We start from the raw sequence: 14475 nt of genomic DNA, 5'->3' as shown, positions 1-14475 counted from the left end.
AACTTTGTTGCTATAAGACTGCTGAATAAATCTTAAATCAATACGCTATATCACAAGCGTCAAGCACTTGCTGGATGTAACCTGCAGCATCATCTACGCTGAATACCCCTGTGATACCATGCACTCTTAATACAAACCTGTCATTAGCATTCATTACAGCCATAGCCATCTCATCGGCATTAGTGTTTATCACCACAGGCTTTCTGCCCGCCTTCGCGGGAAGTATTGACCATTCCTCGGTTACGGCGGGTATATCATCGACTCGCCAGGATACCTGCGTTGACGAATCCATTGTAATGAACTCCATAGTGATTTCAGGCTTTAATGGAGCAATAATTGCACCAAAATTGCCCGATGAACATTGGAGCATAAACTGCAGCCCATCCGCGATACCAATCCCTGCCGTCACTCGAACGTCGTCTGTTAGAGGGTCTATTGTTTGGTCAACTGTCCACTCATCAAGTCCTGGGAAATCAGCCTGTACAGCACTAATAGCCACTAGCGACATCACCCCCGCAATCCACTTACGCATACCAAATCCCCCGTTGAGTCACCCAACAGGGAACGTACCGCACTTAGTTAAATTTAGCTAGGCGCCCTTAGGCGAATTTACGGACGTTCAAACGGCGAATAATCAATGCACCTAACACGGCGCAGGCGTCAAGCTGCCTGTTCATTATGGTGGCGTTGCGGTTGCTTCTAAAGGGGGTCGGTTGGCCTGTTTGGAATTACAGGGGTTTAGTGACCGGGCATTAAAAACCCCGCTGGGGCGGGGTTTAATATTTAAAACTGTTCTTGAAAGCATTGGGCAATATGAGCCAGGTAGAGCATACGCTTTTTGTCTTTTGATTTAGTGTGTGCATCTGGATGAAGTATGTCGATGATTAGCACCTTGCTCTCATATAGCTCATGCTGACAGTAGACGATAAAAGTGTCTGAGGTTTGATACTGCTGTGCTTGGCGATGTTTAAACGCACCTGGCGGCAAGTGGACATGTAAATGGCACAACATGGCTCGCGATGCTTGATGCGGCTGCATGTAGGGTGCGTCCCTTCCAAAGTAGCTTGGAGCCTCACTTTTATCAGAGCCGATATAGCGCTCAAAGTCGGAGGTTAGATTCGCGACAAACGCTTCTCCATCAAACTCACTAAGCTCTCGCGACAACTCTGCCAGCGTATGGCTGAGGTCATCATGAATAATGATCTCTATCGCCAAATTGACCGCCTATGCCCTAATGAATTCGCTGACTTAAAATATCAGTACGGGTAGCAGCTACTGTATGAAGCGCGTTCATATCGAGGCCACTTTCGAAGGTTTTTACATTACCCTCAAGGCGACGCAACGTAGAACCTACATAGGCAATCTTGAAACGGACTTGCGCCAACTGCTTACGACACTGCTTGACGTCGCTGTCTATAACGATACCTTTTAACCGTGCGCTGGTAAGCGATTGATCAAACTGCTTTTCAACTTCACGCAATGTCTCAGCGTGAGCTAAAAAACCATGTGCTGGAAAATCGTCGGACGCGTGGGTTAAACCTTCAACCTCAGCAATAATCTTATCGAGAGATGCGAGTAGCCTACGACCCTTGGCAAGGAAATCGTTTATTGCTGCTTGCTGAGCCTCAAGCTGGAAAGGAGCAAGCACGCGACGAGTCTGTGCAGACTGCGATTGAGAAATAGTTTGAACAGACGCTTCTGCAGTGATTGCGCCAAACATACACCCAACAGTCACCGCCACAGACGCTGTAAAGGCGCTGATACCATTACTGATGGTTTTACGGGTAAATTGAGTGTTCATGGAGGCACCGCGAATGAAGGAGATAAGCAGGAGTCAAAAATGATCTCTAGTCACAAGATTACGCTCGACACGATAAATATTCAACTGTCAGTTGACATTTACGCACGTAAACCAAGCACCTTCCAGCTTAAGCCACAAACGCCCCATCACTCCTGTAATCAGGCGGCAGATCCATGACGTTCATAAGCTCCCGCACGTTGATGCGCTGCTGCTCTTCCTGTATGAAACACAGCTCGGTGCGTTTCTCGATGATCTCGGTCACCTGCGCTTGCTGCTCGGCTTCCTGCTCAGCTAAATGGCTTTGCTCATTAAACGCCGCGAGCGCGCCCGCTTCGATGTGCTGGATCTGGCCTAGCAGCTTGTCTTGCTCGTCATAATCCAAGCGGGCGAACTTGGGATGACCATAGAGCGAGGTGTAGTCGATGCCTAGGCGTTGCCCGCCTGCCATGCCTATGGCCGTGCGCCACTGTGTGCGCATCGCTAAGAACAGTTCCAGCGCTGGCCAGTGTTCTTCCCACACCTCAAAGTGTTGGGGCGCTTCGGGTATCTCGGCGTCTTTCAGCCCCCAGCGGTCAGTGTCTTTCTTACGCTGATCTCTGGGGGCTGGGCCACTGGCCCACCACTGGCCAGCGCCGCTTAGTTTTTTGCAGCGGCCTGGTTGCGGCCTTCCTGAGCGGCGAACCACGACATAATTAACGGGCGACGAATGTAGGTGGTAGACATAACCAGCTCTTTTGCTTCCGCAAACCCTAGCGAACGCTCAGTCACGACAATATAACCTTCCTCACCCTCTATCTTTTCACGCTTAACAACCTTTAATCCCTCTGGCGCGCCGCCTTCATCTTCTCTCCACTCTTCCTGCAGCACCACATCAATATCAACTAACTCTTTATTGACCAGCTCTTCATCATCCATTTCACCCTTCTTAAGAGCTTCGGCAATTTTTCGATACTCTTCCCACTCGTGAAGCTTCCAGGTAGCAGGAAGGGAGCCTGACTTTAATTCACCCGGCACCTGGACGGGCACATCGACGGTGGAAGAGGTTATTTTTTTAACAACTAATGACATGGTGTGTTCCTTCAATTGGCACAAACAAGCACGCCGCCCGGTGGCAGCGCGGTGTGGTTAGCGGTTATGGGTTGAGTGATTAACTGAATACGTAGGCGTAATCACCATCGCCTGCCTCAGCGGACAACAAGCGAGTATCCATAGTGAAATGCTTGAAACCCTGCACTTCTGTTTCCTGCAGGTTCGAGAGCTGAACCCGGGCACATTGTTGCTTAACAATATTCCCCGGCGTTTTGCCATGGGTGAATGTCACCGGTGACTCAGTGGTGCCGTTATGGGATTCGACTTTTTCATAAATATTAAAGTCTTGAATACGCGGCGCCTCGATGTTGACCTGACCCGTGGCGTTACGATTCTGGATGTGGACGCCCTCGTAGTTAACGAGGTTGCGATGCTCCACCTGGCCACCCATATCAAACGACCAGGACTGCATGCGAGCTTCATAACCAAAGAAGGTGAATGCACTGTTCTGCTTGTTGATAGGCACTTCTTCTGCCTGAGGCTCTCTTGATGAACCCGCAGGCGGTGCTTCTCGGTATGGCCGCAGATACAGTCCCGTTAGGTTGAATTCAAAGTACGGCATGCCTTTGGCGTCGGCGGTACGCGTTACGGTTCCGCGCACACCTGGTAGCACCTGCAGCTCGTCGTTATCCGTCCACCATAGCAATGAGATTGAGGCGAAGTTACTGGATACCGGTTCGTAGGTGACCATTTCTGCGCCTTCGGTCGTGTCGATGACTTCACTGTGACCGGAGCACAAAAGCAATGGCCGGTAGGATGGAGGCACCCCTGGTGTACCAGATCCCGCGTAAGGCACACGGATTTGACGTGTCGTATAGGGCGCCACATTCACCTGCTTATTGCTGCCAAAACCGGGCTTCACACGCTCAACTTCTGCCGTATCACCTTGGTAGGGGCTGGCAGCTTCCCTGGTCATCACATCAAAAAACACGGCACTGGAAAGGTCTTCCGGCGTTACGCCGTACTCATCTTCAATAATGGCGGCCACCGTTAGGATCCGCCACGCCATTGGATCACTCATTGCCTTTTACCTCCTGCTTGGCCGCCTTGGCGGGCTTGGGGGCTGCCGTTTCGGCTTTCACCGGCGCGGTAGCGGGGTTTGAATTAGGCGCTTTCGCGTACTTTGTGGGCGTAGGCTTTGTGCTGTGCACCAGCACACGCTTACCGTCACGGATGACGTAGCATCCTCCTGCATTGGGCATGGGGGTTTCCTCCAGGCATAAAAAAACCCGCACGCGGCGGGGCTTGTGGGGTGGTGGTTGGGTTAGCTACGAATCATGCGGTCGTAGCGGTAGAGCTCACGCCAGTAGACGTGGCTGCCGGAGACGGCAATGCGCTGCCCGCCTGCGTATTCCAAGGGGGCAACGCCGTGAGGTGAGCTGTTCAGACCAAGCAAAGCGGCATCAATCGCTTTTCGCTGCGCATCCACTTCGGCCTGTTCTGCCACCAGCACCACTGCGATATGCTCGGTCACGGTCTGGCGAACGTTCATCGTGCCCAGTTCGTTGGGTGTAGTGGTGGCTTGCACGGGATGCACGAAGGCAGCCGGTAGCGCCGGGGCTGACATAGCCAGGCTGGTCGCCTGCAGTTCGAAATGGGCGCGGTATTGCTTCTGGTCGTATTCGTAATCGGTGGCGGCGTCGGTGATCTCCCAGCCTTCACTGCCACTTTGCGCGGCGACTCGCTCGATGAGCTGGGTGCTCATAGTGCGTAGCGGGTCGAACTCGGGTGACCGCAAGCTGAGTACGTAGGTGTCTACTCGCCCCAGGCGGTAGCCGTCTACCTCGATGCCGCTTTGGCCTGCCAGGTTGTAAACGCCGTTGGTGCCGGGGGCATCTGCCGGTAAGTTGAGCGGCCAAAGGGCGCTGCTGACAACGGGATCTACCAACGCAACCAACCCAGGTACGGTATCGGCGCGGCTGGGGTCGGCTTCGCTGCTGGGTGCAGCGGTAATGCCTGCTCCGCTAAGTGCGGTAATGATGCTATCAATCATGCAATGGCCCCTTTCGTGCGCTGCCGATCTAGGTATTTCGAGAGCCCTTCGTAAAACCGCCCGGGCACCCCGCTTTGGTGTTTCTGCATGGCGGGCCATAGGAACGGGTTGGCTTCCATGTTCTCGGTGCCTTGCTCCTGCCACATGCCTTTACGGCCCTGCCAGCGGCCGTTGATCTTGCGGTTAGTGCCTACCAGTAGGCCCACCTCGCCGGGCTTGAAGCCTAAGCGGCTGCGCTGGCGTTTATTAATGTTGCGGTGGCCAACGGCGCTGGCCATATCGCCACTATCGGTGGGCGCTTCGCTTTTGGCGGTGCGCTTGACCGGGGCTACCACTGACACCAAGCCTGCCCGTATGGCACGCTCTTTGATGTTGTCTTCCAGCGCCTTTAGCTCACGCTGCATTTCCTGCAGGTGGACACCCTGAACCTGCCAATCAAACCCACTCATGGCACATCAACTCCAGTTCTGTGCGGCGTCCGCCTAGGTCGATCGGGCGGCCCTCCAGTTGGTAGGTCATCCCGCCATGGCGTAGCCGTAGGTTTTTGCCGGTGGCGGCGGCGATGTCAGCCCGGTACCAGATACGAATACGAGCGGTGGTTTCGGCGTTGGCTTCTTGGGCGGCAAACAGGGTGCGTCCGCGTAGCTGCTCTACTTCGGCCCATACGGGATCTGTTTCAGGCTGCCATCCTTCTGGGGTTGCGCCGGAGTCAGTGCGTTCGCCTTTATCCCACCATTCCAAGGTGACCAAATCCCACTTTTTACCTATGTCCATAGCTCACCCCACAGCGTGGATTCGATACGGTTCCAGCAGCATTTCCACACCCATAGGCACTTCTTGGAGTGCGCCTCCTTCTGCTACACCCTGTCGGCGTACGTAGTGGTGAGCAATGAGCATAAGCAACGCTATCTCCACATCAGGCGGGGTATCCTCTTCGCCTACCGACGCCGTTATGGTGATGCACTCTGTTTCATCGGTAGTGCGCGGCCATTCAGCTCCCCATTGCGGGGCTAGCGTGGGGAGAATGGGTCGAGTGTCTAGGCGAAGCGTTTCGGCATCGAGTGATTGCTCGACGCCTTCAGGGTCGATGTACTCCAGTGACTCAATGGCGGTTACCGGCGTCCATGGCAGTTCAATCTTGCCGCTGCCTGCCGGGAAACCATTTAGCACTAGTGTTTTAGTAGCGGGCGCGAAGTTCCGCTGAGTGCGTTGCTCTGCGGTTAAGTAGGCACCGTTAATAAGCCTTTGGATGGCTACGTCTTCATAGGTATAAGCTGCTGCGCCTTCGGCGGTAGCGGCCAGCTTCAGGTGCAGTTTGGCATCGGTGAGCGTAATCATTCAGGGGCTCTCAAAAGTGCGGAAACAACTCATAGTCAGAAACAACAACGCCGCTCAGTGGCGGCGTTGGCATAACGATAAACGCAGCGAGGACTAAACCTTGTCGGCGCCTTCGGTGCCTTTGGCCGGCTTATTCGCTGCATCGGCTTTGGCTTTATCCGCGGCGGCGGCTTTGAACTTATCGGATGGGATAGCGATCTTGCGCTTTTCCAGCTGCTCGGCTTTTTCTTGTGGAAAGCCAGCGCGATCGTTACGGGAGTAGCGGCCATAAGGTTTTAGAAACACCATGGTGTGTAGCTTTTCAGCGGGTTGTTTGGCGGTGGCCATGGGTGGCTCCTGTCATAAAAAGGGGTGACGGCGAAAGCCCGCACGCGGCGGGTCTTCGGCTTTTGCTTAGCTGTTCTACAAACAGGAAAGCCTTACCAGGTGACTTCGGTACCCATCACCAAGCCCTCTGGGTGGCGGAAGGCAATATCGTGCTCTTTCACCACGCGTAGTAGCGATTGGTTACGGCTATACGCAGACACCAACTGACCGCTACCATCCTTGTAGGTGGCTTCGCGGCTGAAATCGATGGTCATGACATCGCTGTCACCGATAACGACATCGTTGAAGTCGCCGAAGTAGATCTCTGACTCGTTGTTAGTTCCCGCTTCGGAGGTATCCAAGTTAATGGGAATCGTGGTGGTGTAGCGGATCGGGTAGCCCTTCAGTTGGCCTTGAGCCAGTTCGGGGTAAACCTTGTTACCGTTTCCGTCACGCATACCAAACAACTTCATATAGGTACGCGGCGACAGTCCCCAACCCGGGCTGACAAGCAGGCTGTCGCTATTCATAAGCTCGAGCATCAAGCTATCAAGGTAAGTATCAATAGTTGCCAGATCAGCGGTGCCAGACCATGGCACCACGCGCCCTTCTGCCCGACATACGGCGCCCCAGCCTGTGGGCGTGTCGTTGGTGCCGTCATCGCGCATGAAGCCTTTGTCTTCACGCACCGCCATGCTGGCCAGCATGTCGTTTAGGAACAGCTGCTCTACCTGAAAACCAGCACGGCCAATCAACTGGTTGCTCATCGGCACCAGCGTGATCATGGTTTTGGCGTTCAGTTTTACATCGTCAGTGTTGGCCTCGGTCGCCAGCACATCGGAGCCTTCGCCAACGTAGCTAGAGGTTGCACCAGACGACATGCGCGGCATGCTCAGGTTGCCGTTAGGCAGCGGCATTGAGCGAGCGCCCAAGGAACGCACGATGGTTTTAGGGCGCAGTAACTCAATCACTTCGTTGTGCATGTTCTCTGGCACCAGCGAACCGCCGGAATTTGCACTGGTGTCGATGGCCATCGCTACGTCAGCATCGCCAATTTCGCCGCTGGCGAACTTGGAGGCCAACTGCATATCGCCTTTACCGGCGGCCACGGCCATCGCCATACGTGCCACCTTGGCGCCGGTGTACTGCTTAAGCTCGGGTTTGATATGCACCGCGGCCGATTGACCACCACCAAAAGTGGGTACCGGCTCGCTAGAGGCGGCGTTCATGCGCTCAATGTTTTCAGCGCGGGAAAGCTTGGCGCTGATTTCATCAAACTCAGTGGCAAGCTTTTCAAATTCAGCCAGTTGCTCTTCGTTCAGCTCGCCCGCTTCCATCTCAACAGCGGCTAGCGCCTGCACCTGCGCGTTAATCTCGGCACGCTTGCGGCGGAGTTCTTCGATATTAGGCATGGTACTTCCTCTTCGTTTAGGCACAAAAAAGGCGGCTCATGGCCGCCGTGATGTCGCTCCGCCGCGTGGCTAGAGCTGACAACTGGTGTCGAACGCTCGCGCCTGGGCGCGAATGCTTCGGTTGTTGCGTGGAGTGGTGCCGGTATTGCTGGTGTAGCGCTGCGCAATGGTGTCGATCGCGTCTTGTGCGGGGGCGATCTCATCGATGAGTTTTAGGGCATGCGCTTCTTTTGGCCGGAACAGCCGCGCTTGGGTATCAACGATGGCGGACACATCCAGCCCGCGGAAGCTGGCCACGGCTTCTGTGAATTCGCTATAGGCGACATCCAACATTCCGTTAATCTCCTGCACGGCTTGGTCAGTGATCGGCTCATGGGGGGAGGCGTTGTTCTTGTGGTCGCCGCGATAGTAGGTGTTGTACTTAATCCCAATCTCTTCTTCCCAGCGGCTGACTTCGTAGGTTTCGATAATCACGCCGATAGACCCGACGCCCGCAGTAGGACTAGCGACAATGCGCGAACAGGCCGACGCCAGGTAGTAGCCCGCTGAGTAGGCGGCGAAGTTGACTAACGCCGTGATGGGCTTGATGACCGTGCTGGCACGGATAAAATCGGCGAGCTCTTTACAGCCCATTGCGTGGCCACCACCGGTGTGGAAGTCGAGCACGATCTCTTCGACCATTTCATGCTTTAACGCGGCGGTGATTTGGCTACGCAAGCGTTCATAGGAAAGCAGCTCTTCACAGGCAGCGGTGATGTGACCACGACGCGCCACCAACACACCGTGCACGGGAATAACCGCAATGCGACCTGATACCTGTAGGCGCTGCATTTCGCGGTCTTCCCCGCTGCCTGACTCCATGCCCAAGCTTTGCGGTAAGTCGTTAGCGCGCCCTAGCAAGCGAGGTTCCAGCACGTTACGCACGGCCTGCACGAGCGTGGGTGTTGCGTACAGTGGTGTGTTGAACACCATGGACGCGATGTGCGGGTAGTTGATCATTGCGTGCATGCGAGTATTCCCTCAATCTCTTGCATTTGTTGGGGCGTGGCATTCAGCGAGTTCTGCATCTGCTGTGAATCCACCATGTTCATGGGGCTCAGGTAGCGATCGCCTCCCTTGATAGGCGGCATGTTTTCCAAGCGGCGAATATCGTTAACACTCAACCACCCCCATTGGCGGGCAATGGCGTAGGCTTCGAAGCGTGACTTCTGATCACCGCGCAGCAAGCCGGATACGTTGAATTCGATGTAAAGGTTTTTGCGCTCGCTGGGGATGAGCAGGTCGCGCATCATTGCGGCCTCTTTGCGCTTGATCCACGGCATCAACGTGTAGATGACGAACTGCAGGCCAAGGTGCTCGATGTTGTTGAACGTGGCCTTGTCCAGGTGCTGGATCATGTTGGGCGCGACGCGATATAACCGGCACACTTCCACCACGCCGAAGTTGCGCGACTCCAGCAGCTGGGCCTTTTCGTTATCCATCGCCAGTTGCTTGTACTGCATGCCCTCTTGCAGAAAGGCAACTGAGAAAGCATTACGCAGGCCACCACCATGGCGCTGAGTGAACTTGTCCAGTATTCGGTCAACTGCCGCTTGGTCTTTTATGGCCGTCGATTCACGCGGACGCTCAATAACACCAGACATTGTGGCGCCACGCTGAAACACCGCCGAGGCGTGTTGCTCGGTGGCCATGGCGAGGCCGATGGTGTCGGCGTTGGTGGCGATGGGTGAAAGCCCTACATAGCCATCCAGCGAGAACGCCTTAACGTGATGCACTGAGCGCATCGGCAGTATCTGGTTTTTGTAATCCAGCAGTTGGTAATACGGCAGGCCATCCTGGCCTTTAAGCACGCCCACTTTCTTGGGGTGGACGGGGATTAGCTCCGTCGGGTAGCCAGCGCCATCGCGCTCAATCAGAGAGAACTCGTTTCCTTCCAGCGCCAGGTGCCCCATGCCCTGCTCGTAATACTCGAACGTGGTGTCCTTCCTGTTGGGCTGGCTATGGATCACGTCATAAAGGGGGTGATCGGTAGCACGCTCGCGCCCGCCTTTGTCGTCCCGGCGGTAGAGCTCACAGGGCAACTGCGCCAGCGACTCAGCTAGCAGCGTGACGCAGCCGCGTAGCGCGCTGACTCCCAGGGCGGTTTCAGTGTTCACCATGGTGCCGGCGGCGCTTTGGCGGCTGGTGTTAGAGCTCACCCAATTGCCCGTCCAATTCTGGCTTTTCTGGGGGCTGCCTGTGGCGGGAGAATTGAAGAGGCTAGGCCAGAACATTAGCTATCCTCTTCGTTTTTGGTGACCGATGGCGGCTGGTTAGCCTGGGCAGCTGCTTTGGAAGCCAGCCACGACCAGAACAGGCAGAAGCTGCCCGCGACGATATAGCCCGCGGCGGGCAGTACCAGCCACGCGCCAAACGCGACGAGCCCGACACCCAGCAGGCCGACTGTGAAGGTTAGGAGATTGATCAGCATGTAACGTCCGAGGTGTCGTAAATGGATTCTTCCGGCTCGTCGTTTTCGGTGAGCACGGCGCGACCGAGCGCCATCAAGATGGCGATGATGCCGTCGATCTTGTTGTCGAGCTTTTCTTTGCGTGGGTAGATGTTGTCTTTAGCATCTGCCTTGGCGACCACATTGCTGGCCATCCAGGTGAGCACCGGATCCTTGGCATGCCGGAAGCGCCCGCCTGTGATGGCGGCTTCCATTTCCCGCATGGCGGGGCTCATGTTTTGAACGGTGTTGCGGTACTCGACGATGCTGGCACCGTCTGCCATTAACTGGTGGGCAAGCTGGGTGGCGCGCCAAGGGTCGTAGGCAATTTCGGTGATCTCGAATAAGCCCGCCAGGTCTTTGATGTCATCGCGGATCACATCGAAGTCGAGCTCTTCGCCATCGGTGATAATCAGGTCACCGCTATTCACCCAGGTTTCATAAGCCGCCTTGTTGTTACTGGCCCGCTCCACGGCGCCTTCCGGTAGGTAGTTACGAACGAACACCGTCCAGCGGGTTTTCATGCGCCCTTTCTTATCGGGCACTTCGTCACGGAATAGCAGCGCGATGCTCGCGATGTCGGTCTTACTGGCGAGATCCACGCCTAACCAGCAGGCCTTGCCGATGAAGTCTTCTATGTTTAACGACTCATCACCGAGCGCGTGCCAACTGGCCATGTTGAGCCACGCAGTGCGCGCACTCACCCAGACATTCAGGTGCTTAGTGAGGAAGCTGTTTTGTCGGCTTGGGTAGCGAACGGCGTCGCGCTGGGCCTTGAGTAGAAACTCTTCACCAACCGAGATACCGAAGTTCGGGTTAGCCTTGCGCAGTATCGCGGGGTCTTTCCAATCGTCGCCGGCATCAATGGTATAAATAACGGCGAACAGCTCATCATTCGGCAGCGATTTATCAAGCATTTGCTGCGCCTGACGGCGCTTGTCATAACAAGGCCCGGCTAGGTTGAAGCCCGCGGTGGTGATGATGAACATCAACCCTTGATCACGTGACCCCATGCCGGTGGCCATGGTGTCGTACAAGTTGGGCTTATCGTGCTCGTGGAACTCATCGACTATCGAACCACTTGGCGAGGAGCCGTCGCCCGGGTCGCCAATCAATGGCTCTAACCGCGAACCATCCTCTGGTATCGAGATGTTCTTGGCCATGATCTCGATGCCAGCCGCACTGACCAGCTCGGGTGACTTCATTAGCATCAAGCGTGCAGGCCGGAACACTTCCCATGCTTGCTTCTCTGTGGTCGCGCCACAGTAGACTTCTGCGCCGTACTCGCCATCAGCGCAAAACAACAGGTTGGCAATTGCAGCCGCCAACACTGATTTACCGTTCTTACGCTCTACTTCAATGTAGGCCTCTGAAAAGCGGCGTAGTCCGGTTTTCTTTTTGAGCCACCCAAAAATGCAGGCAACGATAAACAGCTGCCACGGCTCCAAGGTAATGAGCCGTTTCTCACGCGCCCACCTGCCCTTAGTGTGAGGCAGTAGTTGAATGAAGTCGCAACAGCGCTCGGCTTCGTCCTTATCGAACCGGTACGGATATGACCGGGACTTCTGCGCCTTGAGATCGTCCAGATGGCGCTGGCAGGCCTGCCGCACCTCCTTGCACGCGGGAATCTTTTTGGCCACTACGTCCCGAGCGTACTTGTTCGCGGCGTTGACGTTCGGGTAACTGGCCATGGAGCTTCATCGCTTTTTGCCTATCAGGTCTTTGAAGGGGTTGCCGGCTTCTTTCGCGCCAGGTATTGCGAGGCGCGAACGGCTGGAAGGATCCAAGCCTAAGGCGCTGCCAAACGTCACGAGCTGCTTAAGGGATTCATTTGCAACGGTGCAGGCGGGGTTCTTCACTTCGGAGTTCATGCCCTGCACCGTGATGCCGTGTATAGCGATATGCTCTTCTGCTTTTCGCCAGCGGGCATAAGCTGCACAGTAAGCCTCCAGGTTGGAGAGATCAGATCCTGTAAGGATCTTGGAGCTCACTAGCCAAGGGCCAATTTTCTCCCACATCTGGATGCCGATCGGATCAAGCCAATCCGGTGGAAGCGGCACTTCAGTGAGTTCTTCACCTTCGGGTTCATCGTGGTTCACACCACGCTTTCCGGCGTTGCCTTGCACCGCTTTCAGGTGGCTCGGTTTAGGTTTGCGACCTCTTGTCATTTGCTAATTCCTCGCGCCGACCTGATTTTTCAATTTCGCGGGTATAAAAATTTAATGGAGGCTGCGGTGTCCGCTAGCGAAAGGCTGTAGGGATTTGATCCCCCCTCCCCTCAGGCGTCCGCGCCGCGGCCCCGTCGAGCTTCCGCCTGCGTCTTGGCCTTGTGGCACGGCCCACATATCGCCTGCAGGTTGTCGTCGCTGTCAGTGCCGCCTGAGGCGATATTGACCATGTGATCGACCTCAACAGCGGGCGTAAAAAAGCCCTGCTTTAAACAGGGCTGGCACAGGCCTTTATCACGCTGAAGAATGCGCTGACGTTTGCGGCGCCATGGTCGACCACCTCGATCCTGCTTAGCTGTGGGTGACTTCTTCCAGGTGGCCGCTTGGTCGGCGTGCTTGTCGCAATAGCCATGCTTATGTGTGGTCTTGCCTGCACACATCGGGGCTCGGCATGGGCGTGGTGGGGCGGAAGGCATAGCTGAGTATTCGCCTCAGAGTTTGAAAATTTTGCGCTATCCGCGGCTGCTTTCCCCCATGGACAAGGTTCATCCGCTGAGAAGGACTCGCGATTTTTTTAGTAGCTGGGACTCTCTACACACATTTCATACCGCTTGCCAATCCATCAACCGCGGGTGTTTAATAATTGTTTGGTTATAACATGATAGTTGAAGCTTAATTCAGGGGATGATTAATGTTAGAAAATAGAAAGAAATACGGGATGATCATTATGGTCGTTTCAATGCTTTCCATTGTTCTTTGCGTTCTGCTTTCTTCAAGCCTACCCGGGATTGGCTTAATGACTAACCTAATGAATTACATGTACATTACAAACATTGAAGTTAGCAGCAACTTTATGCCTCCGCTTACGAACTGCAGCCCCTACAACTATATTGGCGTCAATGGTTGTAATATAGTTTTTGTAACTAAGTACTTTGTTGCTGCTGGCTTGGTTTCTTTGTCGTATGGGATTTTGATGTATATGGGACTTGCGCCCACTCGCCGAGAAATAATGGACAAGATTCGATCTTAAGCTCGACGTTAGTCCAGCCCAGCATCATTAGCCAGTATCTCAACCACCGCCCCCCTATCAGCATTGAACCGGCGGCGTAGCGCCTCATATTCAGCGAGCAATAACAGCAGCCCCTTATTCCTCTGTAAGATCCGCGTAGGCGCTGGCAGCTCATTGGTTAGATGTGCTGGCACCTGGGGGCTGTTGCACTCCATTGGCAGCGCCTGATCGCTGAAGCTCGCGCACCCAGTCAACAACCCCATCAGGCAGATCGCTATCAAGCCAGTCACCTGCTTTCGCATCTTGTTCTCCCAATGGTTCGAGGGCCCCGGTGCTGACGCCTATATCGTCATCAATTGTTTCTAACGTGCGTTCACGCGCAGCCAGTGCGTTGCTCAGCGTCTCAATGCGCTGGCGCTGCAACTGCTGGTGCTCGATCAATATCTCGGCACGTTCACGCTGGTGCTCAGCCTGTGCTTGGTATGCATCACGCTCGCCGGTAACGTGCTGCCAGTAGAAATAAACAGCAGCAATGCTGATTACGCCTATACCCACGCCGATCAGGTTACGCTTGAGTTGGCCGATCACTTTCGCCACCGCCCAATGAAAACCTCATAGATGTCGTCTGCTTTGCTGCGAATCCAATCGGTACCCAGGAACGCCAGGAACACACACGGCGGGAAGGCAATGATGGGTGGCCAACCCTGAGACTCAGCTATCCATAAGAAGACGGGGAACAGCGGCGTCGCCAGGAGCGTGCACATCAAAGCACCCAACAGCGACTTCTTTAGGCTACTGCCCTCGTGCACGCCACGAATAAATCCCATCGTGAACGTCAGGATGGCCACCAAAGTGATAGGCAAAAAATCAA

Annotated in this window: 21 protein-coding genes; all 21 read right to left on the bottom strand. The window is 54.9% G+C overall.

What is annotated here, in order from left to right; translation table 11 throughout:
- Nucleotides 1-37: 37 nt before the first annotated feature.
- Entirely contained in the window at nt 38-532 is a 495-nt protein-coding gene (locus K7H09_RS19310) for a hypothetical protein (RefSeq protein ID WP_230805563.1), read from the bottom strand.
- Between the two features lie 251 nt (nt 533-783).
- The gene (locus tag K7H09_RS19305; protein ID WP_230805561.1) at nt 784-1215 is read right to left on the bottom strand and encodes a type II toxin-antitoxin system YafO family toxin; all 432 of its coding nucleotides are present in this window, start codon (nt 1213-1215) and stop codon (nt 784-786) included.
- A 16-nt stretch (nt 1216-1231) separates the two neighbouring features.
- On the bottom strand, nt 1232-1801 hold the full coding sequence (locus K7H09_RS19300; protein ID WP_230805559.1) for a hypothetical protein: 570 nt from the start codon (nt 1799-1801) through the stop codon (nt 1232-1234).
- 127 nt (nt 1802-1928) lie between these two features.
- Nucleotides 1929-2486 (bottom strand): DUF1799 domain-containing protein, encoded by a 558-nt coding sequence (locus K7H09_RS19295; protein WP_230805557.1) that lies wholly within the window; start codon nt 2484-2486, stop codon nt 1929-1931.
- Nucleotides 2438-2869: a hypothetical protein gene (locus K7H09_RS19290; RefSeq protein ID WP_230805556.1), complete on the bottom strand. Its 432-nt coding sequence runs from the start codon at nt 2867-2869 to the stop codon at nt 2438-2440. The genes K7H09_RS19295 and K7H09_RS19290 overlap by 49 nt, the downstream gene beginning before the upstream one ends.
- Nucleotides 2870-2948: 79 nt before the next feature.
- A complete protein-coding gene (locus K7H09_RS19285; RefSeq protein WP_230805554.1) occupies nt 2949-3911 on the bottom strand; it encodes a hypothetical protein in 963 nt (320 codons plus the stop codon).
- Entirely contained in the window at nt 3904-4092 is a 189-nt protein-coding gene (locus K7H09_RS19280; RefSeq protein ID WP_230805552.1) for a hypothetical protein, read from the bottom strand. The genes K7H09_RS19285 and K7H09_RS19280 overlap by 8 nt, the downstream gene beginning before the upstream one ends.
- A 62-nt stretch (nt 4093-4154) precedes the next feature.
- Nucleotides 4155-4883, bottom strand: coding sequence for a phage tail terminator protein (locus K7H09_RS19275; protein WP_230805550.1), 729 nt, complete (start codon nt 4881-4883; stop codon nt 4155-4157).
- Nucleotides 4880-5332, bottom strand: a complete 453-nt coding sequence (locus K7H09_RS19270; RefSeq protein WP_230805548.1) for an HK97-gp10 family putative phage morphogenesis protein — start codon at nt 5330-5332, stop codon at nt 4880-4882. The genes K7H09_RS19275 and K7H09_RS19270 overlap by 4 nt, the downstream gene beginning before the upstream one ends.
- Nucleotides 5319-5657 carry a phage head closure protein gene (locus tag K7H09_RS19265; protein ID WP_230805546.1) on the bottom strand — a complete coding sequence of 113 codons (339 nt, stop codon included), beginning with the start codon at nt 5655-5657 and terminating at the stop codon, nt 5319-5321. Before K7H09_RS19265 ends, K7H09_RS19270 begins: the two co-directional genes overlap by 14 nt.
- A gap of 3 nt (nt 5658-5660) precedes the next feature.
- Nucleotides 5661-6221, bottom strand: a complete 561-nt coding sequence (locus tag K7H09_RS19260; protein ID WP_230805544.1) for a head-tail connector protein — start codon at nt 6219-6221, stop codon at nt 5661-5663.
- Between the two features lie 93 nt (nt 6222-6314).
- A complete protein-coding gene (locus K7H09_RS19255) occupies nt 6315-6548 on the bottom strand; it encodes a hypothetical protein (RefSeq protein WP_230805542.1) in 234 nt (77 codons plus the stop codon).
- A gap of 92 nt (nt 6549-6640) precedes the next feature.
- Complete coding sequence (locus K7H09_RS19250; RefSeq protein WP_230805540.1) at nt 6641-7939, bottom strand: phage major capsid protein; 1299 nt, start codon at nt 7937-7939, stop codon at nt 6641-6643.
- Nucleotides 7940-8008: 69 nt separating this feature from the next.
- Nucleotides 8009-8947: a S49 family peptidase gene (locus tag K7H09_RS19245; protein WP_230805538.1), complete on the bottom strand. Its 939-nt coding sequence runs from the start codon at nt 8945-8947 to the stop codon at nt 8009-8011.
- A complete protein-coding gene (locus tag K7H09_RS19240) occupies nt 8935-10212 on the bottom strand; it encodes a phage portal protein (protein WP_230805536.1) in 1278 nt (425 codons plus the stop codon). Before K7H09_RS19240 ends, K7H09_RS19245 begins: the two co-directional genes overlap by 13 nt.
- The gene (locus K7H09_RS19235; RefSeq protein WP_022522848.1) at nt 10212-10409 is read right to left on the bottom strand and encodes a hypothetical protein; all 198 of its coding nucleotides are present in this window, start codon (nt 10407-10409) and stop codon (nt 10212-10214) included. Before K7H09_RS19235 ends, K7H09_RS19240 begins: the two co-directional genes overlap by 1 nt.
- Nucleotides 10403-12118: a terminase large subunit gene (locus tag K7H09_RS19230; protein WP_022522847.1), complete on the bottom strand. Its 1716-nt coding sequence runs from the start codon at nt 12116-12118 to the stop codon at nt 10403-10405. The genes K7H09_RS19235 and K7H09_RS19230 overlap by 7 nt, the downstream gene beginning before the upstream one ends.
- Before the next feature lie 6 nt (nt 12119-12124).
- Nucleotides 12125-12595, bottom strand: a complete 471-nt coding sequence (locus tag K7H09_RS19225) for a phage terminase small subunit P27 family (protein WP_009286611.1) — start codon at nt 12593-12595, stop codon at nt 12125-12127.
- Between the two features lie 110 nt (nt 12596-12705).
- Nucleotides 12706-13035: an HNH endonuclease gene (locus K7H09_RS19220; protein ID WP_230805534.1), complete on the bottom strand. Its 330-nt coding sequence runs from the start codon at nt 13033-13035 to the stop codon at nt 12706-12708.
- 740 nt (nt 13036-13775) lie between these two features.
- The gene (locus tag K7H09_RS19215) at nt 13776-14192 is read right to left on the bottom strand and encodes a hypothetical protein (RefSeq protein WP_230805531.1); all 417 of its coding nucleotides are present in this window, start codon (nt 14190-14192) and stop codon (nt 13776-13778) included.
- A partial coding sequence (locus tag K7H09_RS19210) for a phage holin family protein (protein ID WP_230805530.1) occupies nt 14189-14475 on the bottom strand: 287 nt, incomplete at its 5' end. The genes K7H09_RS19210 and K7H09_RS19215, both read right to left, overlap by 4 nt.

It is taken from the genome of Halomonas sp. IOP_14, assembly GCF_021021315.1.
GTDB lineage: Bacteria > Pseudomonadota > Gammaproteobacteria > Pseudomonadales > Halomonadaceae > Vreelandella > Vreelandella titanicae.
Note: the sequence above shows the minus strand (reverse complement) of the source record. Positions and strands in the feature narration are given on the sequence as shown.

What these genes read in the sequence shown, in the direction of transcription:
- K7H09_RS19285 (WP_230805554.1), bottom strand. Translation starts at nt 3,911, where the DNA reads ATGAGTGATCCAATGGCGTGGCGGATCCTAACGGTGGCCGCCATTATT.
- K7H09_RS19270 (WP_230805548.1), bottom strand. Translation starts at nt 5,332, where the DNA reads ATGAGTGGGTTTGATTGGCAGGTTCAGGGTGTCCACCTGCAGGAAATG.
- K7H09_RS19280 (WP_230805552.1), bottom strand. Translation starts at nt 4,092, where the DNA reads ATGCCCAATGCAGGAGGATGCTACGTCATCCGTGACGGTAAGCGTGTG.
- K7H09_RS19290 (WP_230805556.1), bottom strand. Translation starts at nt 2,869, where the DNA reads ATGTCATTAGTTGTTAAAAAAATAACCTCTTCCACCGTCGATGTGCCC.
- K7H09_RS19225 (WP_009286611.1), bottom strand. Translation starts at nt 12,595, where the DNA reads ATGACAAGAGGTCGCAAACCTAAACCGAGCCACCTGAAAGCGGTGCAA.
- K7H09_RS19275 (WP_230805550.1), bottom strand. Translation starts at nt 4,883, where the DNA reads ATGATTGATAGCATCATTACCGCACTTAGCGGAGCAGGCATTACCGCT.
- K7H09_RS19255 (WP_230805542.1), bottom strand. Translation starts at nt 6,548, where the DNA reads ATGGCCACCGCCAAACAACCCGCTGAAAAGCTACACACCATGGTGTTT.
- K7H09_RS19220 (WP_230805534.1), bottom strand. Translation starts at nt 13,035, where the DNA reads ATGTGTGCAGGCAAGACCACACATAAGCATGGCTATTGCGACAAGCAC.
- K7H09_RS19300 (WP_230805559.1), bottom strand. Translation starts at nt 1,801, where the DNA reads ATGAACACTCAATTTACCCGTAAAACCATCAGTAATGGTATCAGCGCC.
- K7H09_RS19240 (WP_230805536.1), bottom strand. Translation starts at nt 10,212, where the DNA reads ATGTTCTGGCCTAGCCTCTTCAATTCTCCCGCCACAGGCAGCCCCCAG.
- K7H09_RS19265 (WP_230805546.1), bottom strand. Translation starts at nt 5,657, where the DNA reads ATGGACATAGGTAAAAAGTGGGATTTGGTCACCTTGGAATGGTGGGAT.
- K7H09_RS19230 (WP_022522847.1), bottom strand. Translation starts at nt 12,118, where the DNA reads ATGGCCAGTTACCCGAACGTCAACGCCGCGAACAAGTACGCTCGGGAC.
- K7H09_RS19250 (WP_230805540.1), bottom strand. Translation starts at nt 7,939, where the DNA reads ATGCCTAATATCGAAGAACTCCGCCGCAAGCGTGCCGAGATTAACGCG.
- K7H09_RS19245 (WP_230805538.1), bottom strand. Translation starts at nt 8,947, where the DNA reads ATGCACGCAATGATCAACTACCCGCACATCGCGTCCATGGTGTTCAAC.
- K7H09_RS19260 (WP_230805544.1), bottom strand. Translation starts at nt 6,221, where the DNA reads ATGATTACGCTCACCGATGCCAAACTGCACCTGAAGCTGGCCGCTACC.
- K7H09_RS19310 (WP_230805563.1), bottom strand. Translation starts at nt 532, where the DNA reads ATGCGTAAGTGGATTGCGGGGGTGATGTCGCTAGTGGCTATTAGTGCT.
- K7H09_RS19235 (WP_022522848.1), bottom strand. Translation starts at nt 10,409, where the DNA reads ATGCTGATCAATCTCCTAACCTTCACAGTCGGCCTGCTGGGTGTCGGG.